This window comes from Bradyrhizobium sp. AZCC 1610, from assembly GCF_036924515.1.
In the GTDB taxonomy this organism is placed as follows: domain Bacteria; phylum Pseudomonadota; class Alphaproteobacteria; order Rhizobiales; family Xanthobacteraceae; genus Bradyrhizobium.
Genome location: NZ_JAZHRR010000001.1, coordinates 7,664,730 through 7,687,858 on the forward strand (window position 1 = coordinate 7,664,730; position 23,129 = coordinate 7,687,858).

Here is a 23,129-nt window from a genome sequence, read left to right on the forward strand (position 1 = left end):
TCCTTGACCCTCGAAATCTACTGGGCGTCAAGCAGCGGACTGTGCGCATGATGCCTTAAGTCTGTCAGATGCAACCGGGAGATGTCAAGGCCCATTAGCCGACTGCAACCGCGGACATCAATGCGAACAGTGCAAGCTCTGAGGTTGGCAGGACCTTATCGTCGGCAGAGTCCCGCCCATGGGCCGCATCGATGCGCCTTGCGACGAAGACACGTTCCATCATCACCTTGCATTGATACGAGGGACTTGCTCAGGCTTGGCGCCAGGTATGACGCTCATGCCGCCGTGTCCCCGTTAAGTGGTGATACGGCCCGCTGCTCTGGCCTCTGCGGCATAAGCGGATAGCGGTCTGTCCGCTGAGAAGTGCCGGTCGCGCTCGACCGGCAAGCCTAACTTGCCTCGCAGTTCGGTGAGTTCAGTGAGACTGACATAGCCAAGCTCGGGGCAGCCGAGGCCCAGGTCGCATAGTCCGAAAAGGCGATCCGGTTCATCCGGATCGCATTCGGTGAGAAGCCAAGTCGCTGCGCCATCAGGCGTGAATAGCTTGACCACGGGCCGATGGTCGATGCCCGAATTAAGCCCGTTCACCAGAAGTTCGACGCGGTCGGCTGTCGTCAAGAGAGTGTCTTCCTTCATTCGGACACTCCTTCCTGGACCTTCTGCAGCTTGCTTTCTGTCGTGCGCTTAGCCGCCGTCGTTCTTGTTGTGGTTCCTCGAACCAACGCCGTCGTGTTTCTGGCGGAGGCCGTTGCGAGCGGTGCTATGACGGCGGGGCTTGGCGGGGCTTCGAGGTACTCGCCCAACGAGAGGTGATAGACGCGTTCGAAATCCGCGTAGCGTCCCCACAACTCGCGGGCAATGCCTTCGGCGCCGGCCTCGGCAAGAGCATCGATGAAGGCCTCCAGCGTAAAGGCCTGGAATGGAACACGGTTGGCGTCTTGGTCGTCGGCACTAATCAGTTCATTCTCGTAAACACGAAAGGCGGCCATGACCCGGCGATTGAGGCGAGGGCCGATTGCGATGAACATGGCCCGTGGAGTGAGGCCTTGATCGACGGCGAGCTGGGCCAGCATATGTTCACGCCAGAGCTGCTCCAGCGCCAGCGAACGGAGCATGGGGCTATCGGGGTCGGCGAAGAGGCCAGCGGCGCGTGACGCTTCGTCGTAGCGATCCCGTAGCCTGGCCGCGGGCCCAGTCATGTCTTCGGAGTATTTTTGTTCTACGAAGATCGTTCCTTCCTCGCCATCAGTGGTAATGACGCGGATGGCGAGGTCGAAGGCGGTGCCGTCATTGAGAAAGCGGTCCTGGCGGCGGCCCGGTGAGTGCTCGAAGATGAAACCGGTCACCTGATGGACGAAGCCCGGCAGCAGCTGACGCAGGGCGGCCGTGGCGAGGTTGAGGTCGAGGGCCATGGGTCCGAACAGATTGAAGACCAGCGGCATGGAGCTGAGGGCGTTACCAAAGAGACGGTCTTCGTCGATGGCGGCGCCTTCCTCGCGCATTAGCAGCTCGCGACGAACGAAGGCATGGATTTCGGGGGAAAGAAAATTGAGACCGGCCCGGGCCGCGTCGGGGCTGAGGTATGAATGGAGCTCCATGGTGATAGCGTCGTCGCCATCGCCGCGAACGTGGTGGCCGGTGGGGATACCTCGATCTTTCAACCACAAGCATTGAAGAAGGCGAGCGGCGCGGCGGAAACGCGTGTCGATTTCGAAGAAGACGTTGTTGCGGCGAAGTAGTTCGTCGGGAACAAGCGGTACGCGCGGGAGGTGCGCGGCGCTGGTGAAGGCAATGGGCGACGTTTGCATGAAAATCTCGCAGTGATGATGACACGCGAGATTCGAATGATGGGCACCGATGTTTACCGGCTCGACTGACTTTCGAGTCTTGGCTTGAGAGCACTCAATCAGGTCGAGAGGTAAACTGGTAAGCAGAGAGAGAGAGAGAGAGAGAGAGAGAGAGAGAGAGAGAGAGAGAGAGAGAGAGAGAGAGAGAGAGAGAGAGAGAGAGAGAGAGAGAGAGAGAGAGAGAGAGAGAGGTTGCTGGAAGTCATCAGTTAACAAGGGGGCTATGAAGAATATTGCTCATTCACCAGCAAACGGACATCTGCAGGGCCGCTATTTTAGCGTGAGAGGCAGAGCGTTTCGGAACTCGCTCGACCAGCAAGTTGACGTCGCCACCTAACCTCGAATCTCTCGCTGCAATGAATTGCTCGTTGCTCGTAACGGGAGTTGCACTTTTTCGCCCGATCCCTGCGGAGACTACATTTTCCGCAACATGAACCTCTCAAGTTCGATGACCGCCGACCCAACGTGCAGTCGCGCGGTTATTCGCGAGCGGTTGAACGCGATCTGGCATCCGGAGGCTCCTGTCGCAGGGCGGCAGAGGTCCGCCGTTCGCCTCAAGGCCCTTGCGTAACAGGGAACGCCAGAATGGTCGTAGGCGAAAATGACCTCTATTAGTAGTAGGTGCGCTGGTCGGCGACGGCGGCTTTGTCGAAACTAGAAGCGCGGTCTGTCAGGAACAGCTGGAGCTAAGTAATTGAATTAATTGTATTAATTCCGGACCTAATGCGGCGAGTTGTCGCATGTGCATTTTGCCCGCAAGTTCCATGCCTACTAACCTGAATATATAGGCGCAGAGATCGGTACCGTCCGTCTCAAGAAGCGCTGCGATCGCGGTGGCGTCCTCTGCATTCACTTTAGAGGAGAACGCCGATGTCAGCTCTGTTCAATCCGCAAACTGCCTGGTCTGATTTGTTGTCCCGCATACGGCCAGTAGCCCCGCCCGCCCAAGCGAAGGCAGGCCGACGGCGGTGCCCTCTCCCCTGAGGAACTCCGGGAGCGCGAGCTTAGTAGCCGGCTCACAGGTCCTGCTGCCACAGATGAGTTGCTCGATCACATTCGCTCCCTCAAGACCGCGAGCGGTGGTGGTACGACCTTGCTTCTTTCCGGCGGAGGCGGCGCGTTCACCGTTCAGCTCGCTGAATATCTTCGCGATGTAGTGGTGATCCATCACGAACCCATTGCGGTTGAAGCGATGAAGGCGCGAGTACTGGGCAGCAAGGCATCGATCGCAAACCATATCGCCAATTCGGACCGAGATCCTCGAATTCTCCGGGAGAATGTTATTCGCCCTGGCATCGACTATCGATGGGCCGAACTGCCGCAAACATCGTTTATGGCCGAAACGTTTGATAAGGTGATCATCGAGCAAGGGCACGAATTTGGAATGGTCTCCGCTATAGCTGAAGCAAAACGAGTTCTGCGCAAGCGTGGATTGATCGTTCTGTTGGGTTACCTTCCGCTGAAAGTGGTCTCACGCAAAAATTCGGTCAACGAAAAAGCGACTTCGAATATTGTAAACGGAGCGCTAGAGCACGGATTCGAACACTCGCTGTGCCCGCTTGTTACGTCTGACGAGCGCCACCTGTTGAACGCTTATCGGTGCCTCGACTTTCCATTCGATGAAATCGCCATGGGAAATCCCAACGAGGATTATCGCTCGCGGATGTTTATGCAAGCTCATGGGATCTATTCACCTTGGTTCGGTTTATTGAAACCTGGCCCGTGGTGCGGCAACTGACAGTCAGCGGCTCCATTTTTCAAATCGACGTTTGGAATTTCATCAATACCCTCAAGAACACATGGGGCTCACCGCGCACGCGGCGAGAACTCAATTGGCCGATTGCCATTCGTGTGGGCGTGAAGACCTAATAGCGGAGGAAAGATCAATGCGTAAGTCGAAAGAAGAAATGAACGTGTTCGATTTCCTGAAAGAAATTGATGATCCGGATGAGCGAGAACGGTTTCGCCGTGAGTTCTGCCTGCTGGAGTATGGCGACTCTGGACATCGGTGCCCGCGAGACATTGCTGGCAACGGCTATCATAGCCAGTTGAACAAGGCGATCATGGGCCATACGGAAGAACAGCAAATCATGCACGCGCTGGTCAAAGATGATGCTATCGAAATCATTCGACGTAAGGAGGTCGAGAAAAAGCGGGCGGCGGAAACTCGTCATCTTATGAGCCGGGATCAGGCGCGAGAGGTTTACGACGCGGCGTCGTTTCTGACGCAGGAATATAACCTTTTCTTCAACGCCTTTATTACCATCGCTTACAAGGCATTGCTCATCGATGAAGAACGGTTGATGACGAGCCGATTGACGTCGTTTTTAGACGAGGCGGGCGAGCAAATGAAGCGATGGGGCTTCGAGGAGTGGCACTACGTTTATGTGCATGAGAATAGTGAGGAGCGAGGCCTGCACACTCACATTTTGGCTTACATTCCCCCACAGCTCAAAAAGCCATTTGTAGATTGGTGCCGCGATTCTCATCGGTCGTTCTTCTGGCGTCACTGTCGCGTGGCCTCGAAGGAGGCGATTGACATTCAGATCAAACGTCCCCGAACGCCGGAGTCAGCTGCGGGTTGGCAATGGGATCGAATTCAGTACGTGACGAAGGGACTAGATCCTAACTTGATCGAGCGCGATCCAGTGTCGGGTCAGATGAAGTCTGTCTTCGATCTTATTGGCCAGCGGCCTAACTACCGTCGCGCGGGCGGCGTTATTCCCTTCAAGCTCCGTGTTAACGCGTCAAAGCTGATTCGGCATACGGCCCAAGCTAAGGCCGCAGAAGAAGGCATGCCCAAGCTGTCGGCATTTGGGGACAAGGCCTGGTCTCATCTCAAGCTGGATTCGAACTGGCTCGGTTGGGAGGCCAAAGAGTACGACGCGCGGACTCGTCGGCGGGCGGAATATCAGAAGATACAAGGGCCGCTCGACCCTGATGAAGCAGCTCAATGGATCGATCAGCATCGCGGCGAAGGTTCGGTGTCAGCCCAGGACCATATCGGAGTTGAAAAGCAACTTCTCAGCCAGTTACGAGAGAAGAAAGCAAAAGCCTGGTTTGCCGAGGACGTGCGCCAATGGCGTCGAGATTGGATCACCTGGTGGGACTACGAACGCTACTTGCGCCAGGCTGCCAATCCTCAAGCGTCATCGTGGGAAGAGTTACAGAAAACCCTGCAGATCTGACTGCGAAGTAAATCGCACTTCTAAGAATGTGACCGCCGATCGGCACGACCCGCACCCCACCTCCGTACTAATTAGCGGGGCGGGGGTGGAGCTACGACGCTGAGGCCCGACATAACGATCATATCGCTCGTAGTCAGGGGCAGGCTTGGAGGTCGCTCTGGTGATCACGTAAGCTCGGGCACGGCTAGAGAGCACCTAAATCGAAATACGAGAAGGTCCAAAATCGAAATGGCGCATCTCGCGGAATGAATATCTGACTGATATGATTGATAAATTTGGTGTAGTGGCGACGGCTTTTGTTCTGACGAATTTACCCCTGAGCGGGACCAGGTAAGCGGCCAAAGTCTTCGGGGGGGCCGCATGCGATGGGCAGTTGGTTGCCAATTATGTTTAAGCTTCTTCAACAGTTCGACGATTTCTCGACCCATCCTCGAAGCTCGTAAGGATGGTGAATAACCAGCCGGCTTGCCTATGGCTCAGCAGGGTGCGCTCCCGGTAAATCCCGATCTTGCGGGAGATTTGTTGTAGGAATTCCGCTTCCCTCAAACGAAGGCTTCCACTGCAAAGGGCGTCGGTAATGCGCTGTTCCACTTGGTCAAAGTCTTGGCCAACGAGAATTGATCGTCTTGCAGATTTTTCATGCCCGGCCAGAGGCTGATATTGATAACTGCTCACCTTGGACCGGGACGATAGATCTGTAGGCGAAGAATTCTTCGATTTCATTCTTTATCCGTGTCGTCTCGAAAATAGGTGAACGTCGGAGGGATGTTTCTGGGACCGTAAGGGCACAGCTTCGCCTGCAAGAGCGAAGCTGCTGAGTGAGGCAGTGCTCGAAAACGGAGCCACGCCGTCGGTCAGTCTTTCGGATAAGCGCACCCTATAACGGGTAGGCCGGGGTCAGCCGGTCGGCCTTTACGCGCCGCTTCACTGGCGGGGCTACCATGCGGCATATCCGTCGACCGCGCGGCTGCTGTGGGTCGGGAGTCACCGGAGCCCACTCCTGCTGTCAGTCATCAGACTGTCAGCTTTTATCGATGCCCTTCGACGTAGTCCGGTTTTCCCCACCCGCTTGGATAGCTGTGAGGCCGGAGCCCATGGGGGGCTGGCTATGTGATGAGAGGGATTGACTATCTACCAACGATAGCTTTTTGGCTCAATGAGCGTTGAGCATGCTCTTGTTAGCCACGGACACTCCAAGCGCCAGTCAGCGGCATTCGCGCTATAGAACGTTCGATCGCTCGGCGTGGCCGCGAACTTCAAGTTGCGGTCGGGTGGCGAGCCATTTCTCGGCGTCTGCGAAGCGAATGATCGTTCTGGCGCTGACCTTGACCGCGCGAAGATGGCCCTCTCGGATTTCCTTCCAAGCGGTGGTGCGTCCAATGCCTGCCCAGTTTGCGAAGTCGTTCACCGACATCGCGCCCTTGGGTTTCTCAAGTTGTATCAACATGTGTTTCTCCTGTCTGGGAAGCGTCTCAACTTCCAAGCGGATATAGATTTGAGGCGGACGGGAGCGGACGCCTGCGCACTACTTTGGTGCATGGAAGTCAGAGCGTTAGGTGCGATTGACGGTCAGGACTCGCAGGTCGCCGGGCCCGCGCAAAAAGCGGCCCATGCCTCGGCAAGTTGCCGGCGTTTGTCGAACAGATCGCCGCGACGGTAGGCGGCTTCCACCTTGTTGCTGATGCTGTGAGCCAGCGCCATTTCAACGACTTCGTTCGGGAAGTCAGTTCGTTCCGCCGCCCAGTCGCGGAAGGTAGACCGGAAACCATGGGCCGTGATGTCGCGGCGTTCGAGGCGCCGCAACAACATCAGGAAGGCCATCGAACTGAGGGGGCGTTCTTTTACGCCACCGGGAAAGACGAAGTCGTTGGTGCGGATTTCCTGCATTTCGGCAAGAATTAGCTGCGAACGTTTAGCTAGCGGGATGCGGTGATCGCGGCCCGCCTTCATGCGGGCGCCGGGCACGGTCCAGTGCTGAGCCTTCTCGTCATACTCGTCCCAGCGCATGCGGAGCGTTTCGCTGGTGCGCGTAGCGTTCAGGATGCAGAATTCGAAGGCACGCGCGACGACGGCTTTTTCCCGCTGCAGAACCTGGATGAAGCCAGGGGTTTCGTCGATCGGCAGGGCGGCGTGATGTACAACGGTTGCCACTCGTGAGCGCTTCGCCAGAAGATGATCGAGATGACCCTTCCACCGCGCGGGGTTGTCACCTGTGCGGTACTTCATGACGCGCGCCCAATCGAGAATGCGTTCGATCCGGCCTCGGATGCGGGAAGCCGTCTCGGTCTTTTCCTTCCAGATCGGCTGCAAAACCTTCAGAACCAGGTCGTGATCGACAGCGGTGACTGGCCGGTCCTTGAAGATGGGATAGACGTACGTCTGGAGGGTCGTCGTCCACTGGTCGGCATGCTTGCTGTTCTTCCAGCCGTCCTTGTGGGTGGCGATATAAGTCTCAGCACACTTTTCGAAGGTGATGGCCTCCGCCGCTTCGACCTTCTTGGTTTGCTGCTCCTTAAGGCGCTCCTCCAACGGGTCGAGGCCTTTGAGGCGCATGACTCGGCAGACCTCTGCCTTCTCACGGGCCTCGGCGAGCGACACGGTATGAAATGGGCCAAGGCCCATATCCCGCAACTTGCCGCCGATGCGATACCGGAAAATCCAACTCTTGGAGTTGCCGTCGCGGACTTTCAGGTAAAGCCCAAGCCCATCAGCATACATTCCCGATTTTAGATTTTGCTTGACCTTAAGTGCGGTAAGCACTCGTATGCGAGCCATTCCAGAACTTCCGCGTCGTGTCCGAGTCCATATAGAAGCTGGATTCAGTTGGCAGGCGCAGATATTTCACATCCGAGCGGCCTCAGGAAAGCGATTGGATGTCCGGAAGAAAGTGCACCCGCTGTGGTGAGGAGAAGCCCGCGACGCGAGAATTCTTCGGATCAACGCCATCGGGCGGCCTGCGTGGTTACTGTCGTAGCTGTATGAACAAGGCTTCTGCCGTATACGAAGCCACCAACAAGGACGCTCGACGCGAGCGCGACGCAAAGCGGGCAAGAGCGGCTGGCGGAATTCGCCGTGGCTTTGACGCGAAGACCAAGCAGGATTTGTTCCGTGAACAGAATGGGCATTGTGCGTGCTGCTTCAAGCCGATCGACAGTCCTGAAAGTGGTGAGGTAGATCATGTCGTCCCACTCGAGAGGGGCGGTCGTGACGAAAGAGCAAATCTCCTTATTGCACATGCCCAGTGCAACAAGGAAAAACACAACAAAACGCTTCCCGAACATTGGGAGTGGAGGGTAAGGGTCGGGCTCGACACAGAGAACCTAGGTCGCAAATATGGTCTCATACGCTGAGACGCCAACCGAAGCTGTCCCCTCCAGCTTCGGGGGAGGTCGGTCAATACGCTCTATCTCGCCGTAGCGTTGTCTCCTTGCTGACTAGAGGAAAATGGCGATGCCGTCTTACCCGAAGAAGAAACCATCGTTGAAACTGCCTGTTGTAAAGCCGGGCAACTGGCGCGGTGAAATCTTCGGAAGCTGACGGTCAACTTCGGGCAGGTTGTCCAGCCTGGCCCACCGAGGCAAGTCCGTTTTCAAGCTTCGACCGGCGACGCCTGGTCTCGGTGGCGCTCGCAAACTAGGAGGCGCGGATTGTCTGGGCGATCCTGTCCGCGGCGAGACCTCTCGGGCGCGTACGATCACGAGGGCAGCGGCATGACAGACAGCGACTGTCTGGGTTTTGCCGACCGCAAGCCGCTCGCTGCGGCGCCAATTTAGGAGCGCGCTCGCTTGCGGCTATTGACCGTTATCCGCATTCCGCAGGCGCTGGCTAACAACAAGCTGATGCGCCTCGTAACGCAGGGTTTGGACCGGCAGGAGAAACTTGTGAATCTCGAGCGCCGCGCCCTCGAAACCCTCGGGCTACGACGCTGAATGTCAATCGGCGTTCAAATTTGACCCCTCATCGGCTTCCAATTTTGACCCCTTTGAGCGGCGGGGTTTGGCGGTAGCGCTCGTCTCGTCGGAGCTGGCCGGGATTGCGGAGACGAGACGAGCGCGGGTTGCGTGATCGTCGTCGCGGCTTTTGAATCGCCAGCTGTCATTGCCGGTCTCGACGATGTCGCAGTGATGGGTCAACCGGTCGAGCAATGCGGTGGTCATCTTGGCGTCGCCGAACACGCTGGGCCATTCTCCGAAGGCGAGGTTGGTGGTGACGATAACGGAGGCGCGCTCGTAGAGACGGCTGACGAGATGGAACAGAAGCTGGCCGCCGGACTGAGCAAAGGGCAGATATCCGAGTTCGTCCAGAACGATGAAGTCCATCCGGGTCAAATGCTCGGCGAGCCGCCCCTGCCGTCCGTTGCGGGTCTCGATCTCGAGCCGGTTGACGAGGTCGACCACGTTGTAGAAGCGCCCACGAGCACCGGATCGGATGCAGCTCCTGGCGATTGCGATGGCCAGATGGGTCTTGCCGGTGCCGGTGCCGCCGACCAGCACGACGTTGCGTTGCTGGGCGATGAAGCCGCCGCCGGCAAGGTCATTGACCAGCGTCCGGTTGATGGGCGTACCTTCGAACTGGAAGTCCTCAAGGTCCTTAGCCAACGGCAGCTTGGCGATGGTGAGCTGGTACTTGATCGAACGGGCCTGCTTCTCGTTGATCTCGGCGTTGAGCAGGTCGCCGACAATGCGCTGGGGCTCGTGCTGACGCTTGACGGCAGTCGCCATGATCTCGTCGAAGGCAGCCTTCATGCCGTAGAGCTTGAGTTCGCCCATGAGATCGAACAGTTGGGTGCGCTCCATTAGTTGGTTCTCCTGAGGTTGTCGTAACGGGCACAGTCGGCGATCGGCGCATGACGTAAGATCAGCGCAGCCGGGGTGAGGATGTTGGCTGGTGGCGTCGGGTCACGCTGGCGGGCCAGGATGTTGAGAACGACATCGGCAGAATGGACACCGTGACCGACCGCTTCGGCGCAGGCCGCCTCGACGGCCGGCAGACCGTCGGTCAACACCGCGTTGAGGATGTCGACCATCTGCCGGTTGCCATCGTCGGTGCTGGCGAGCTTGCGCCGGATCCGCTCGATCGCGGCCGGCAGCACCCAGTCCTTGAAGGGAGCGCCATTGCGCAAGGCGCCGGGTTTGCGAGCCAGCACCGGCACATAGTGCCAGGGATCGTAGGTCGTCTCGCCGCGTCCGAAGGATCGTGGATGCTCGGCAACGATCCTGCCATCCTGACGGATCACGATGCGATCGGCATAGGCCTGGACCTCGACGGGGCGCCCGACCGCGCTGGCTGCGACGGAGTACTTGTTGTTGTCGAAGCGCACCAGACAGGTCTTCGAGACCGACGCCGGCACCGCATGGAAGCCGTCAAAGCGGCCGGCATAGGGGACGAGCTTGGGGCGTTCGGCTTCGAACACCTCCCAGACCGTCTGCTCGGACAGCTCCGGATGGCGATGCGCCTTGGCGTAGGCAATGCACTTATCCAGCAGCCAGGCGTTTAACTCGTCCAGGTTTTTGAAGCGCAGCCGTGGCGTGAAGAAGCGTTCTCGGACCAGCCCAACCTAGTTCTCGACCTGGCCCTTCTCCCAGCCCGAGGCCGGCGTACAGGCAAACCGGGTCGACCAGGTAGTGGCTGCACATCTGCATGAAGCGGCGATTGTAGCGGCGATCCTTGCCGACAAAGATCGTCTCCACCGCCGTCTTCATGTTGTCGTAGATGCCGCGGCTGCAGGTGCCCTTGAACAGGGCGAACGCCCGGTCGTGGGCATCGAACACCATCTCCTGCGTCTCGCGCGGATAGGCCCGCACGAACAGCATGCGGCTGTGGCAGAGCCGGACGTGGGCGACCTTCACGATCACCGTGGTCCCGCTCAACAGGACCACCTCGTGGCTCCAGTCGAACTGGTAGGCTTCTCCCGGCGCAAAGCTCAGCGGGACGTAGGCTGCGGCCGCAAGTTGCCCGCGCTCCTTGCTCCACCGCCTGGCGTAACGACGCACGGCATCGTAACCGCCGTCATAGCCGCGGCCGCGCAGTTCTTCGAAGATCCGGATCAACGTCAGCTGTTCACGAGCCGATTTACCCGCATTCGCCGCCAGCAACCCGTCGAGCTCCGATGCCCATCGCCCCAGCTTTGGCCGCGGCTGCACCAACCGCTCGTACTCAAAGGAGGTCTCTCCCGACCTCAGCACCTTCCGAACCGTGTTCCGCGACACCTTCAGGTCACGGGCAATCTCCTTGATCGTCTTGCCCTTGATGAAGTGTTCGCGCCGTATCCGCGCAATCGTCTCCACGACCAGCATCCCCCACCACCTGCTTCGTTCCAAAGCAGGCAGCGCAACAGCCCAACCTATGGGGGGTCAATTTTGGACGCCGATCCCCCGGCTTAGGGGCTCAATTTTTGCATGCCGAATGACACGATGGCCTCCTTCTCTTCGGCGACTTCCAGCGCCTTGATCGAGACCTGCACCTTGCGGGTCTTCTTGTCGAACTGGATCACGCGCGCATCGACCTTCTCGCCGACGGCGAACCGCTCGGCGCGCTGATCGTTGCGGTCACGGGCGAGTGCGGAGCGCTTGATGAAGGTGGTGAAGTCGGTGCCCGAGATCTTCACCTCGATGCCGGCTTCCTTCACCTCGAGCACTTCGCAGGTCACGACCGCGCCCTTCTTGACGTCGCCAGGCTCGGCGAAGGGATCGCCTTCGAGCTGCTTGACGCCGAGCGAGATGCGCTCCTTTTCGACATCGACGTCGAGCACCACGGCCTTGACCATGTCGCCCTTCTTGAAGTTGTCGATGACCTGCTCGCCCGGAAGCTTCCAGTCGAGGTCGGACAGATGCACCATGCCGTCGACGTCGCCGTCGAGGCCGAGGAACAGACCGAACTCGGTCTTGTTCTTGACTTCGCCTTCGACGGTCGAGCCGACCGGGAACTTCTCGACGAAGACTTCCCAGGGATTGCGCATGGTCTGCTTGAGACCGAGCGAGATGCGGCGCTTGACCGAATCGACTTCCAGGACCTGCACTTCGACTTCCTGCGAGGTCGAAACGATCTTGCCGGGGTGCATGTTCTTCTTGGTCCACGACATTTCCGAGACGTGGATCAGGCCTTCGATGCCCGGCTCCAGTTCGACGAACGCGCCGTAGTCGGTGATGTTGGTGACGCGGCCGGTGAAGCGCGCGTTCAGCGGATACTTGGCCTCGATGCCCTGCCACGGATCGTCCAGCAGCTGCTTCATGCCGAGCGAAATGCGGTGGGTCTCGTGGTTGATCTTGATGATCTTGACCTTCACGGTCTGGCCGATGGTGAGCACCTCGGTCGGGTGATTGACCCGGCGCCAGGCGATATCGGTGACGTGAAGCAGGCCGTCGATGCCGCCGAGATCAACGAACGCACCGTAATCGGTGATGATCTTGACCACGCCGTCGATCACCTGACCCTCATCAAGGTTCTGCACCAGCTCCTGGCGCTGCTCGGCGCGGGTGTCTTCCAGCACCTCACTTGCCCCATTACTAACGTGCCCCGCCAGGACCATCGCCGCGCGAAGGACGTTCATCGGCAACATGGTGCGCCGAACTAGCCGCACGAGGTCCAGAGGCTCGTCCCTTCGTTCGCTCTGGCCGATTGCATCACGCAGGTAACTTACCAACCAATCGGGAACGCGGAGAATCGTTTCAGCCCGATCGGCGGCATCGTAAATACCGGGCCCGTGATCAACGTTGCGCGTCGCGCGTAGCTTGCGAAGTTTGCCAGCCTGCATCGACTCGACAGCAAAGCCTTCCTCACGCCAGGCGTTCTCTATTATCGTTAGCCTAGCGATCGATTCGCTTTCCACTTCGAACGTTGAATGCGGCGTTGGATAGAGGCTCCAACCTGAAGAAATGCTTTTCGTCCGGTCGGACCTCCATAGCGTCCATGGGGAATTGGCATGAAGGCCGAGCGCGATCTCGTCCAGCAGGTTGGTCCTCGCGGCGCCGGACAAGGCGGTCGCCTCGACAAATGCCTGGAAGCCCACGTTGAAGAGCGGCAGGTCGCCAGCAAAGCGCTCCGTCGGCTCCTCCCTAGAAATCAGCTGTCTCCATAGCCGCAAGGCAACGACGTCCGGGGCGTTCACACCAAGCAGAGCTCCCAGATTTTTGGCCACGATTGCCAGCCGTCCGAGCTCGATGGGGTCTGGTTCGGAGTCGCGCCGAAGCTTACGGATCAGGAAATGCGCTCCTAGCAAACCGAACAAGGGGTTCCGGAATTTGCCCCAGAGCAGATCATCGAGCGTTGTTTGGTCGGGACCACGACCGCCCGTCACCAGGTCTGCTATACCGCGTTCGTAGGCATCGATCAGCGCATCGGATGGATCGAAGCCCTCCCCGGCAGGTCGCATCGACACTGACGCAGTAGCGAGTTGCGCGCGGCCCTCGACGGTGAGGATAAAAATGTGCGTGTCCCAACCTTCGACGATCGGAATAGGCAGGGTTGACGTGCCTCCATCCGGATCAAAGTAACGCAATGCGCACGTTCCAGGATTCAGAAAATGCAGCGAATTCGACTCATGGATGTAGCGCTGCTCATGGCGGTCGATCAAATACAGCTGCCCCGCGGGTTTGGATGCTTCGTCCAGCTGCCGCGGGCGCAACGAAACAAAGGCAGCGTGGTCCCCGTGTCGTGATGCATCGTATTTACTTGCAGCGACCACCGGGTCGGTCAGCCATTCGCGTTTGCCGATCGTGCTAGAAAGTAATGTTGCGGATGAACGTCGGGGAAGTTCGAACACGCGCTCCAAAGGCTCGGCGCCGACATCGATCTCGTGTGTCGCCGATGCCTCCGCATGATCGACACGGATCTGATAACGGCCGGGGGGAAGCTGCCTGCTGACGAAACCCATGCCGCGAGCAACGAGTAAATCGTTGCGAAGGACGCTGATGTCGCCGGGCCGCGGCGTGGGCGCAGTGTCATCAGAGGCATTGCGGCCGGTCAGGTTGCTTGTTAGGGAGATTGTAACGCTCGTGCCGGACGTTATTCCTGCTTCCGCATAATTCTCCGGCGGCGGCTTACCATTGGGAGCGCCAAGATAGATTTTTTTGTCCGCGGGCACAGCGCGAACCGTCTGGTCCTTGGGTTTCGCTATGTTCGGGACGATGATCCTCAATCGCTCGAGAAGATCTCCAAGTTCGATCCTCCCCTGTTTGAGCACCGTTAGCAGTCCGGCGGTGAAATAGCCGCGAATCTCCTCGTTGACCTCCCCCTCAAAGGTGGGCTCATACTGATCGCTTCCAAAGAAAATGGCCGTATGGCGGTTCCTTACGTCCGGATCTCCGCATTCCAACTCACTTCCCTGCCCCAGCGGCACGACGGCGCGGACGCGACAACAATCGAGGAAGAAGACGCCTTCGGAGAATTTGAGACAGCCGACCGAGGCTTTAATGTAGCTTTCCAGATGAAGAGCGGCGCCGGCGTCGATGGGTGACCAATTGGCGAGACAGAGCGACTGCTGCTGCCACGAACCGGCACGACTATGGCCGTGGCCCGAGAAATAGAAATAGAAGCGCCGACGTGTTTTTCCCTCGGACTGCTCGCGGATTTCGCGGAAAGCATCGTCGATGACATGTTGCCGCGGACCCGGCGGGTTGTCGGTCGACACCAGGAGCTTTACATTTTCGGGCGATAGCCCCCCACCGTTTTTGTCGACAAGCCAATTGCGAAAATCCTGCGCATCCTGGACCGATCCCTTGAGCGACTTGGCTCCCTTGTTCCACTTCGGATAGTCGTTGACGCCAATGACCAAGGCATAGTCGTCCGGAGCGTGGGTCATGGAATCGCTCCTGCCATGTATAAAAGGCTCGCCAAGGTTTCCGAGTTATCGTCAAAGTCGCCGTGGTGACGCGCGCTCGTTCGAAGGCCCTGCACCGCACCGGCGTCGCTGGGGGAATGAACGAGACGGGTATCCTCCCGCAGCCAGCGTCGCACGTCGTCATAATCGCGTCCGGCTGAGGTCTCTGCTTGTCTTAAAAATCGGTCCATGCCGACAATGGCCGCGTCGGGTCGATCCTCGAAGCAACCAGATACTAGGTAGAGCAACGACCTGGGATAGACCGGCCCGCCGACGCGATCCATCTTTTCGTAGGCATCGGTCATCGTGAACATTCTGAATCGCTTAAATATCTGCGGGCCGCGCGGAATCCAGCGGGCGAACAAATCGAGCCGGGCGGCGGGCGCGAGGAAGATAACGTTGCGCAGGCGGATCCTGCGCCGGTCCGCTTCGATCGCAGCCAGCATTTCACAGATCGCGATCGATCCGGCGCTGTGGCCGACGACGTCGATAATCATGTCAGGCCTTGCTGCCTGCAGCGCTTCGAGCCGCCGCAGGATATACCCTCCGCCGTGGCCGGTAACGCCGGGCGCCGTCCCATCATCGGTCCACATCCGTTGGGCCTTGGTCTTCATCGCGTCCCACGCAAACTTACCAACATCGGCGAGGTATGCGGCGCGCAGCAGTTCCTCCACCGCAGTTGGGAGAGGGTCATGCGCCGTGCCGCTGCGATAGCGGCGGGTCACCGCAAAAACGACCTTGCCAATGAACAGCGCGACTCCTGTAATTGTCAGACCTCTAGCTCCCTCCTCAAGGTCGATCTTCCGTTTGATTGGCCCGGCCCCCGGCGCCCCTGCGTCAATGAGGTCCGGCAGCGAGGAATCTTCCGCAAAATCATACTCAAGATCACGGGCGATGGCCTCAGGGTCACGATCGTCCAGGCCGCTGCTTTTTGCACTTGCGGTGGATTCTGCCGCATTGGCCTGAGCCGAAAGGACTCCATCAAGCTCTGCTGCACCCGTCGGTGTTTCAAGCATAGCTTCAATTTTGGCGGCATCGAGCGGTCCCCCGCCCGGGCCCCTGGCACCATTGTCATCGCCCACGCCCGCCTTCGCCAGCACCCACGAAAGGGCCTTCTTGAATATCTTAGTGTCCGTGATCGCCAAAAGATTGTCACGAAAGGTCTCGCGGAGCCCGGCTTCCCAGATGATGCCAATCGAGGCAGCGGTCGTTCCGTAATTGCCAGCCATCCGTTCCGCGCTGGACAAACCGGACGCTTCGTTAACCAAGCCCCCGTGGAAGAAGAGCACCAGTCGTGATGCGCCGCTCAAGGCATCGCCTAGCAGATAGTCGACATCTGCGGCTGTACTCGACAACTTGCCGCTCGATGCGAAAGTGCCGTCGGCGCCAAGATTGATCCAACATTGCGATGCCATGATCTCTCCGTTTCCTGCCTGAGAATTGTCATAGCGCCAAAACAGCGTCAGGAGGTTTGTACACCAAGTAGTTGCGGGGATAAATACAGGGGCAAAGTCTCCAAGCGGTAGGAGGCGAGGCTGAGAGAAGGCCGCTGCGCGGCGTCTTGCTCAAACGAAGTTTGGGCCGTGAACTTCGTCGTAACCAGATCGACAGGGCAAAGCAGCGCCGGCAGTCGTGCCGCGGTACAGCTTTTTGGCTCCAGATGAGGTCGAGTTGCTAAGTGTATGGCGAGGTCGAATTTCCGGCGTCGATCCGGGCCAACCAGGAAGCGCGTTCTCTCCCGCGATCGCGACCTATGGGCAAACACGCGCGGCGTTACGCTCGACCTCGACCAGCGCGGCAAACCGACGGATTGCGTTCAAATCCTTCGAAAGTTCCGGGCGGAATGCCTCGATCGGGCGCGCCGAGAACGTGAGGCCTAACGCGAAGACAACTAAAAGGTGCAAAGGCTTGGTTTCGGGTACGCCGGCCGGGTGTTCCAAGAACGGGTGGCAGCTCATCTGTCATGAACTGACGCGCGCCTTTATCCTGATCAGAGTAAGGAGTGGCGCACTCTTCTTAGTACCGTGATGCCGGACTGGGAGGATCGAAAGGCAAGGTTGGAGAGCGCGTTGCGTTAGTCGTTCGCGCTAGCTATCTCCAACCAAGCCCAATCTTCCGTCGAACGTTTTCGCCCATACTCCGGCCCATACTTGCGCGAAAATCGCACACGAATGGGGGCGAACGTATGTGAGGGGCGACGCACACCTTGCGCCTTTGGCGCGGGCATTTCTTGAATGGCGGCGAACGTTTGCGAAGGCGGGCGATCTACGGTAACTCTGACACTCTCTCCGCCAGCTCATTGTTTGTCCGGCCCGGACACATCGGTAACAGATTGTACCTAAGACATGGGTGACAACCTCGTGCCGAACGGGTTGTCGAGGGGTTGCAGGGTTTTCTGCTCCAGGTCGAAGTATCCCAGATCATAATGCATGAAGCTTGTGAGCCAAATGCCGTCGTCGACCTCCTTGATGCCGAGCTTCTGACCAGCCAGCACGGTTGAGACATTGATGCGCTTGCGATGCAGGCAGAGGCGTCCGCAGGCGGTAACAAGCACCTCCCGATCGTGGAACGGATAGGTCAGCTCCGGCAGGCCGGCATAGCAACGCGCTGAGGTGGCATAGAGCTCGGCAGGGCACTTCATCTCGAAGGCCTCGGCCCTATTCCTTCAGATTGGGCTTCGCGAGTTGGCGCCATTCCTTCTCGGATGAGCAGCGCAAGAAGCATGCTTCACGTCGAAGTTTTTTCCCCCTCCAGAGGGGCTGTCCGCAAAGTGCGTTCGACGACGTTGCTGATAGACTTCGCGTGCCACTGCCCCGCCGGGCGCCGTCGCGACGCCTCCAGCATACAACTGTTTAACCATCCGTTAACCATAGCTATTCATGATGCTGCTCGTGTGTGTTCGTGACGAGCTTGAACTACATGGCGCAGCGTAATTCCAGAGCGTCAGTTGTAGGGGATGAGGACGCCCTGAGCTTTCCCTCCCCGCTGGCACCAGACAAGGGAGCAACAGCCCTCGATCTGGTAAATCAAGCGGCCGATGTTTTCCGCGGTATGGAGAAGCATGCCCGCGAGACGGAAGCCCGTGCCCAGTCACTTTGCACGAACGCCTTAGAAGGATTGCGGCTTGCCGAAATGCGAGCGGAGGCCGCCGAACGGGCACAACGTGAACTCATCGTCACCGCCGAACGTAAGTTGCAACATGCGTGCCGAGCGCTGGAACAAGCTCGGTCCTGTATTGAAGCTCAGAAGGATAAGTTGACGGCCGCAGAGTTTCGTGCCGAAGTTGCTGAAGCCGAAGCACGACAAGCCAAGGAGGCGCTCGCGCTCGTTGAAGAGGCCATTCGCAAGCGTCTGCTTTGCGCAAACCCGGATGCTGATGGCAGGTTGGCGGCGGTAGCCTGATCCATTGCGACTGCCATGGCTTACTGGGTGCTACCGTGGCAGGTGCGGCACGAGCGAACACCCCTGCTGTGAGCTTGACGGCAGCCCGCTCCTTTAGGCCAACCATTGAAATCGGGCGGCGCATGGGTCGAGGTTTCAAGGCGTACCGCGCGCGCCAATTCAAAATGACAGAGCCGAACGATAACTGACTATTAACCAAGTTGGATTATCTGGAGAGTTGGGCATTCGGGGCGCGTGTGCTGGCTTGCGGGCCAGCCGGTAGTGTAGGCATGGACCCATGGCCCTTGACCCCGAAGAGTTCGTCACCCTGACAGATCACGGCTCGATGAAACTGCGCGCGGCCGTATTGCGCGCGATGACGTTGCTGCCCAAGGAACGCAAGCGGACAACAATCGTCCGCGAGGGTGAACCGGCGATCCTGAATTTCGAGCAGATCAAGAACCTTGCGGCGCAGTGGGACGAACGGCTCGTGCCAATCGACTGACTAGTTTCCCTGCGCTGGTTTCAGTCGGGTCGCGCCCCCCCGAAGCTGTAGTTGATCCGCAGGGTGACCATATCGACGAAATTTTTCCCCCTCCGGAGCCAGGATGGATGAAGCATGCTTCACGTCGAAAGTTTTCCCTTCTTGGTCATCGCTTCCGAATCACGTCGGCGGCTTGCCATCAACGGTGTACCTAAGCGGAACATGATCGTGTCAATGCATTGAAGCTGTCACGATGCAGCGTCCGATAATAGGTGCGCAGCACCCAGTCCTAGCGCTTGTTCTTGCTGCCGTGCTCGCCCCCATCGGCGATTACGGTGACAGTGCACTAATTGGCCGCTGGCAGCGCCGGTTTAGTGCACTGTCACCGTAATGCCAAATCCGGGACAGGAGTAGGTTGGGGGTGGGGCGCAGCTACAGCCTCCGCAGCATTGACCAGAAGTCTGGCGTAACCTGACCTGACAGAGCGGGAGGCAACGCCATTAACTTGGCGCTCGGAGGCGCGCTATTTCTCACCACCTGAACAGTAGTGCGAGTGCCATCCAGTGACGTCTCGGGAGACAGAGTTGCCCCGGCCTGCGTCTTCCGAAGGCCCGCGATCAATTCCCTGAGCGCGGCAGCACCATTGCTTGGATCATCAAAAGTTCTTTTTTCGAAGTAATTCTGGCCACCCCCAGCCCTGCATCCCCCTTGTTCGCGAATCCTCGTGGCGTCGTCATCGCTCAGTTTGTCGCCAGCCTGTCTCTCCGCCCTCTTGTAGATCTGGATCAGAGCCTTCGTGTTGGTGAGCGCGCCTCTCTGTCTGATCTCACTATCCGGCACACAGAGCGCGGTCTGCAGCTGGATGACGTACGTATTGGTGTGCCTGCTTGGGACATAGGGATCAAAGAGAGCGGCATAACTACGCTCGGGCGGGTCTACCCTTTGCGTAATGCGCGGGAGAGGGGGAATTTTTAGCTCACGAACCATCCTTTGTTTGAGTGCGCCATTTGGCGACTCCAGGAAGATTGCAATCGGCATATCAACGCGGTTCTTGGTCAGCCAAGCCTTCGCTGCCGCTTGGTTTTTCGAATTGTCACTGACGTACTTGCGAATCTGCTCTGTAAGTGTTTCCCGCTCTTCATCAGGCACTAAAGTTACTGACGATTCCCGTTCCGTCTTTAACTCCTTCAGCCTCGACAGAGCTTCCGAATCGAACTGAAGGTTGATTGACGATCCCGTCTTTTTTAGAAGGTCATTGAGCTTTGCAATGACCTTATCCCAGCTCTCCTCGTAGACGAGCTTTGCTATCTCTGAGACATTAATTTTGATGCCTTCGAGCTCCTTGTTCTGTTCGGCCAATCGTATTTGGCTTTTAACCAAATCGGCCTCCGCTGTACCGAGTTCAGCTTTCGCCTTTTCTAGCGCATTCTGGACGACCTTTTGCTGCGCTTCGGCGATAGTAGCTTTAGCAACCTGTTCCTGCGCCTTTTTGTCCGCCTCACGAGCTTCAGCGGAGGCCTTGCCAGTTAAGTCAAACAATTTAGATAGCTGATCAACTTGGGACGAACTAACTTTCCCCATTGTGTCATAAGACTTGATGTGCGCCTCGAATTGTTTTGCGAATCGGTCCTCGTTGGCCACGTGCATCCGGTGCAGACTGTCTTGAAATGTTAAGATCGCGTAGAAACCCAAGCTGGCGAGAATAATCAAAGGACCTAGTGATCCCAGCAAACGTAATGACTGGGAAACGACGTCCGAAGGGGTCCGGCCAACAACGTGCTCCGTTGAATCGCTTTTGTTGCCTTCAGGTTTGCGCATGTGCGCCCTCCAGCAGAATCGATGAACGTGAAATCCACAGCTTAGGAAAAAACCAAAGGACTTATTAAAAGCAATTATAGCGTGTATTCTACAGTTCGCTTCATGCAAAGTAAGTACGCACTACGTCTAAAAACCCCGAAGAAGTGAGCCGAACGTCCGGCTAGCCAAAATTCAATTCTTCCGCGATGTCGCATGTCCGCCACTGCCAGCCTCGGCCGAAATCCAACTTCTGCGGCTGTACACCGAGAAACTCCTTGGCCCGTTCGACGATGCGCCACGAAATTAATTTATCCGTCGCACGTTCCTTCAGTTCAGATACCAGGGCCGGCCCATCAGCCAGCGCGCTCGAAAGGAATTTGGTCGCCGTATCCTAACAGTGCTCTTCACGTCTCCCTGAGTCAGTGCTTCGTCGGCAGTCACCTGAATCCGCTCGTGCCACACTATGCGTGACGACCCGATATCGTCGTCAATCGTCGCGCCTTCAATCGTTATTACGGTGACAGTGCACTAATTGGCCGCTGGCAGCGCCGGTTTAGTGCACTGTCACCGTAATGCCAGATCGAGAAGTTCCGTGAAGCGGCCAAAGAGGCCGATACGGACAATTCAGAAGAACGCTTCAACGCAACGGTAAAAGGCTTGGCCAAGGCCCCGCGTGAGGCGGGAAAAGCAGGCCAGAACGATCCCGACGAAACGGGCAAATCCAAGCGGTAATACCCGCAACCGGCCCCGTGGCCGGTTTTTGCTTGCTAGGGTATTAGCACTCACCCTTGTCTTTGCATCATCTGCTCCGGGAAGTGGCTGGACGGGACGCCTTCGACAGCCCGCGAAATGGCACGGGAGCGGCGTCAATTGCGCGCTGCGCGCTCCGAACTAATCGCGCTAGAACGTGCCGGGGAATTTCGACCGCCAAGAAGTCGCCGCTCTGAAGCAAGAAGTGCAGTCGCACCTCTTTCGGCGTCTCGGCCAAAATCCAAGCGGAAGCGGAACTCGCCTTGAACTGATGGAGCGGCTTGTGCGTCGGCATTTGGCTTCTCAATGTTACAAGCCCGAACGAACCCGGCGAAGAGGCGAAGCCCTTCGCGGGAAGAACTTGCCGTCATCGGCGGATGCTCGGGGGCCGTGCCCCCTCGCATTCAAAAGCCAAAGTCGAGTTGGTCAGGTGAATGGCCCTTGCCTATCTGGTGCCGCGAACCCCTGTGCGCGTCGCGCACACGTTCGTAGCGACCAAAACGCCAACGCCCATACTGTCTGACAAACACGTCCTTTGGCCCTTTGCCATGTGTTGGCATGGCGGGCTCCTTTCTGTTTGGCGAGCGAACAAAGCCCGCTGGCTCGTCCCCTGTACGCGGGAACCCGGCTAGTTGAGCCTTCGGCTTTAGGCCGAATCACAGAAAGGTTGCCGATGACGACAATGGAACCAGCCTCACCATCAGGGAGGCGGAAATGTGGCGTGGTTTGTTAAGTCCACAATCCTCAAGATTTGAGCCCGTTCCCACAGCCGGCACGTGGTTTGGCCATCTGAAAATTTTTAGAAAACTAATTCGGCGAAGCCTTCGACAAGTTCAAGGGCGGCAGATTCGCTGAAATTTTCGGAAAGGCCGCAAAAACCTCATTGGCAGTTTCGGCGAGATTTCCCCGCGTTTGATGATCTATGACAAGGGTGCGGTGGCTACCCTCATAGGTGATCGTATATGTTCGGTCTTCCAACCCGTCAAAGATGAATTCGCCGCCTGCGAGATGCTCGCTCAGTGAGTTGACCGACGCGGTCAGTTCCGCGCGGTGCCCTGTACCATTCCTAGTCTTTTCAAAATTCGGAAAATCCTGGCGAAATCGCTTTGCCGCCGCGCGCAGTCGAGTGTGCTCTACGTCGTCTATTATGCTGGGAAGGCTGTTAAGGCCGCTCCGTATAGCCGCGAGCGTTTTTCCAAAATGGAAGACTGTCATAGCAGCGTCGCGGCCGGCCATACCGTTCCACAGCCTCAGAACGTGCACGACGCGCGCGATCTCGATTGGCTTGCTTGTGCCCGGGCTGACCGCGTTTACGTCGGCTGCTGACTTTTCGACATAATCCAGCAACGCAACCGCTGCTCCAAAATCGTCCACAAGCCGGCTGATCTGGACGAGATTGAATATCAGCACCATAGCGCCCGGGTGTTCTGCTGGCGGTAGCGCGTCGACAAACGGCTGCAGAAAGCCCACGTCATACACACCAGGCGATCCGATTGCTAAATCGAGCATTTGTGCCTCAAGCCTTCATTCGAGAGTGTAGGGGCCGGCGCTCATCCTTTCCGATGAACCTTCAAAGCTAATTCGACCAATCGGCGTATCGCCTCAGAGCGGCTTGCGACGCCATTCTTCGTAGCCCAAGCCCCGGATCACCCAACAGAGATAGTGGCACCACTCGCCCGAAGCGCTTGCGCAAGAGCTTCCGCTTCGGCGAGGCCGGTGCCGTGCGGCAAGTTGAAAGAGACCTGTTTGTGATCCAGGCCGATCGCCTGATCTGTATTGATAACGACGAAGCACGGTTCGCCTGCTTGGCGCTCTTTAACTTCCGCCGCGAATTTCGATGAAGGCATTTCTAGCTCCAAATTTGA

The 23,129-nt window shown here is 58.0% G+C and carries 16 protein-coding genes and 4 pseudogenes; 6 read left to right on the forward strand and 14 right to left on the reverse strand.

Annotated elements, in window-relative coordinates; all coding sequences use genetic code 11:
- Positions 1–294: 294 nt before the first annotated feature.
- A complete protein-coding gene (locus tag V1279_RS37375) occupies positions 295–636 on the reverse strand; it encodes a DUF2958 domain-containing protein (RefSeq protein WP_334445990.1) in 342 nt (113 codons plus the stop codon).
- A complete protein-coding gene (locus tag V1279_RS37380) occupies positions 633–1,808 on the reverse strand; it encodes a PGN_0703 family putative restriction endonuclease (RefSeq protein ID WP_334445991.1) in 1,176 nt (391 codons plus the stop codon). The genes V1279_RS37375 and V1279_RS37380 overlap by 4 nt, the downstream gene beginning before the upstream one ends.
- A 1,081-nt stretch (positions 1,809–2,889) precedes the next feature.
- Between V1279_RS37380 and V1279_RS37385 the strand changes: the two genes are divergently transcribed.
- The gene (locus tag V1279_RS37385; RefSeq protein WP_334445992.1) at positions 2,890–3,585 is read left to right on the forward strand and encodes a hypothetical protein; all 696 of its coding nucleotides are present in this window, start codon (positions 2,890–2,892) and stop codon (positions 3,583–3,585) included.
- A gap of 148 nt (positions 3,586–3,733) precedes the next feature.
- The gene (locus V1279_RS37390) at positions 3,734–5,035 is read left to right on the forward strand and encodes a hypothetical protein (RefSeq protein ID WP_334445993.1); all 1,302 of its coding nucleotides are present in this window, start codon (positions 3,734–3,736) and stop codon (positions 5,033–5,035) included.
- Positions 5,036–5,425: 390 nt separating this feature from the next.
- Here the strand turns inward: V1279_RS37390 and V1279_RS37395 are convergent, their stop codons facing one another.
- The 3 genes from V1279_RS37395 to V1279_RS37405 all read right to left on the reverse strand — a co-directional run bounded on the left by V1279_RS37395 (position 5,426) and on the right by V1279_RS37405 (position 7,810).
- Positions 5,426–5,758, reverse strand: a complete 333-nt coding sequence (locus V1279_RS37395; RefSeq protein ID WP_334445994.1) for a hypothetical protein — start codon at positions 5,756–5,758, stop codon at positions 5,426–5,428.
- A gap of 496 nt (positions 5,759–6,254) precedes the next feature.
- Positions 6,255–6,482 (reverse strand): helix-turn-helix domain-containing protein, encoded by a 228-nt coding sequence (locus V1279_RS37400; protein WP_334445996.1) that lies wholly within the window; start codon positions 6,480–6,482, stop codon positions 6,255–6,257.
- A gap of 122 nt (positions 6,483–6,604) precedes the next feature.
- Positions 6,605–7,810 carry a tyrosine-type recombinase/integrase gene (locus V1279_RS37405; protein WP_334445998.1) on the reverse strand — a complete coding sequence of 402 codons (1,206 nt, stop codon included), beginning with the start codon at positions 7,808–7,810 and terminating at the stop codon, positions 6,605–6,607.
- A 203-nt stretch (positions 7,811–8,013) separates the two neighbouring features.
- Here V1279_RS37405 and V1279_RS38070 point away from each other — a divergent pair, with 203 nt between their 5' ends.
- Together V1279_RS38070 and V1279_RS37410 are read left to right on the forward strand one after the other, a co-directional pair.
- Complete coding sequence (locus V1279_RS38070; RefSeq protein ID WP_442894864.1) at positions 8,014–8,385, forward strand: HNH endonuclease; 372 nt, start codon at positions 8,014–8,016, stop codon at positions 8,383–8,385.
- Positions 8,386–8,820: 435 nt separating this feature from the next.
- Positions 8,821–8,964: a hypothetical protein gene (locus V1279_RS37410; protein WP_334446000.1), complete on the forward strand. Its 144-nt coding sequence runs from the start codon at positions 8,821–8,823 to the stop codon at positions 8,962–8,964.
- 3 nt (positions 8,965–8,967) lie between these two features.
- Here the strand turns inward: V1279_RS37410 and istB are convergent, their stop codons facing one another.
- From istB to V1279_RS37440, 6 genes and pseudogenes are all read right to left on the reverse strand, one after another.
- Positions 8,968–9,831, reverse strand: coding sequence for an IS21-like element helper ATPase IstB (gene istB, locus V1279_RS37415; protein ID WP_334446002.1), 864 nt, complete (start codon positions 9,829–9,831; stop codon positions 8,968–8,970).
- Positions 9,831–11,331, reverse strand: a pseudogene (gene istA / locus V1279_RS37420) (IS21 family transposase). Before istA ends, istB begins: the two are co-directional and overlap by 1 nt.
- Before the next feature lie 83 nt (positions 11,332–11,414).
- A pseudogene (locus V1279_RS37425) lies at positions 11,415–12,527 on the reverse strand (30S ribosomal protein S1); the annotation flags it as partial.
- Between the two features lie 1,638 nt (positions 12,528–14,165).
- Positions 14,166–14,834, reverse strand: a pseudogene (locus V1279_RS37430) (caspase family protein); the annotation flags it as partial.
- Positions 14,831–16,267, reverse strand: coding sequence for a hypothetical protein (locus V1279_RS37435; RefSeq protein WP_334446004.1), 1,437 nt, complete (start codon positions 16,265–16,267; stop codon positions 14,831–14,833). The pseudogene V1279_RS37430 and the gene V1279_RS37435, both read right to left, overlap by 4 nt.
- A gap of 923 nt (positions 16,268–17,190) precedes the next feature.
- A pseudogene (locus tag V1279_RS37440) lies at positions 17,191–17,505 on the reverse strand (IS481 family transposase); the annotation flags it as partial.
- Between the two features lie 266 nt (positions 17,506–17,771).
- On the opposite strand from V1279_RS37440, the gene V1279_RS37445 reads away from it, so the two are divergent.
- On the forward strand, positions 17,772–18,254 hold the full coding sequence (locus V1279_RS37445; protein WP_247838526.1) for a hypothetical protein: 483 nt from the start codon (positions 17,772–17,774) through the stop codon (positions 18,252–18,254).
- Between the two features lie 277 nt (positions 18,255–18,531).
- Positions 18,532–18,738, forward strand: coding sequence for a hypothetical protein (locus V1279_RS37450; protein ID WP_057834369.1), 207 nt, complete (start codon positions 18,532–18,534; stop codon positions 18,736–18,738).
- 411 nt (positions 18,739–19,149) lie between these two features.
- Here the strand turns inward: V1279_RS37450 and V1279_RS37455 are convergent, their stop codons facing one another.
- From V1279_RS37455 to V1279_RS37465, 3 genes are all read right to left on the reverse strand, one after another.
- The gene (locus V1279_RS37455; protein WP_334446006.1) at positions 19,150–20,535 is read right to left on the reverse strand and encodes a hypothetical protein; all 1,386 of its coding nucleotides are present in this window, start codon (positions 20,533–20,535) and stop codon (positions 19,150–19,152) included.
- Positions 20,536–22,071: 1,536 nt separating this feature from the next.
- Positions 22,072–22,773, reverse strand: a complete 702-nt coding sequence (locus tag V1279_RS37460; protein WP_334446007.1) for a hypothetical protein — start codon at positions 22,771–22,773, stop codon at positions 22,072–22,074.
- Positions 22,774–22,910: 137 nt separating this feature from the next.
- Positions 22,911–23,111, reverse strand: a complete 201-nt coding sequence (locus V1279_RS37465) for a hypothetical protein (protein ID WP_334446009.1) — start codon at positions 23,109–23,111, stop codon at positions 22,911–22,913.
- Positions 23,112–23,129: the final 18 nt, after the last annotated feature.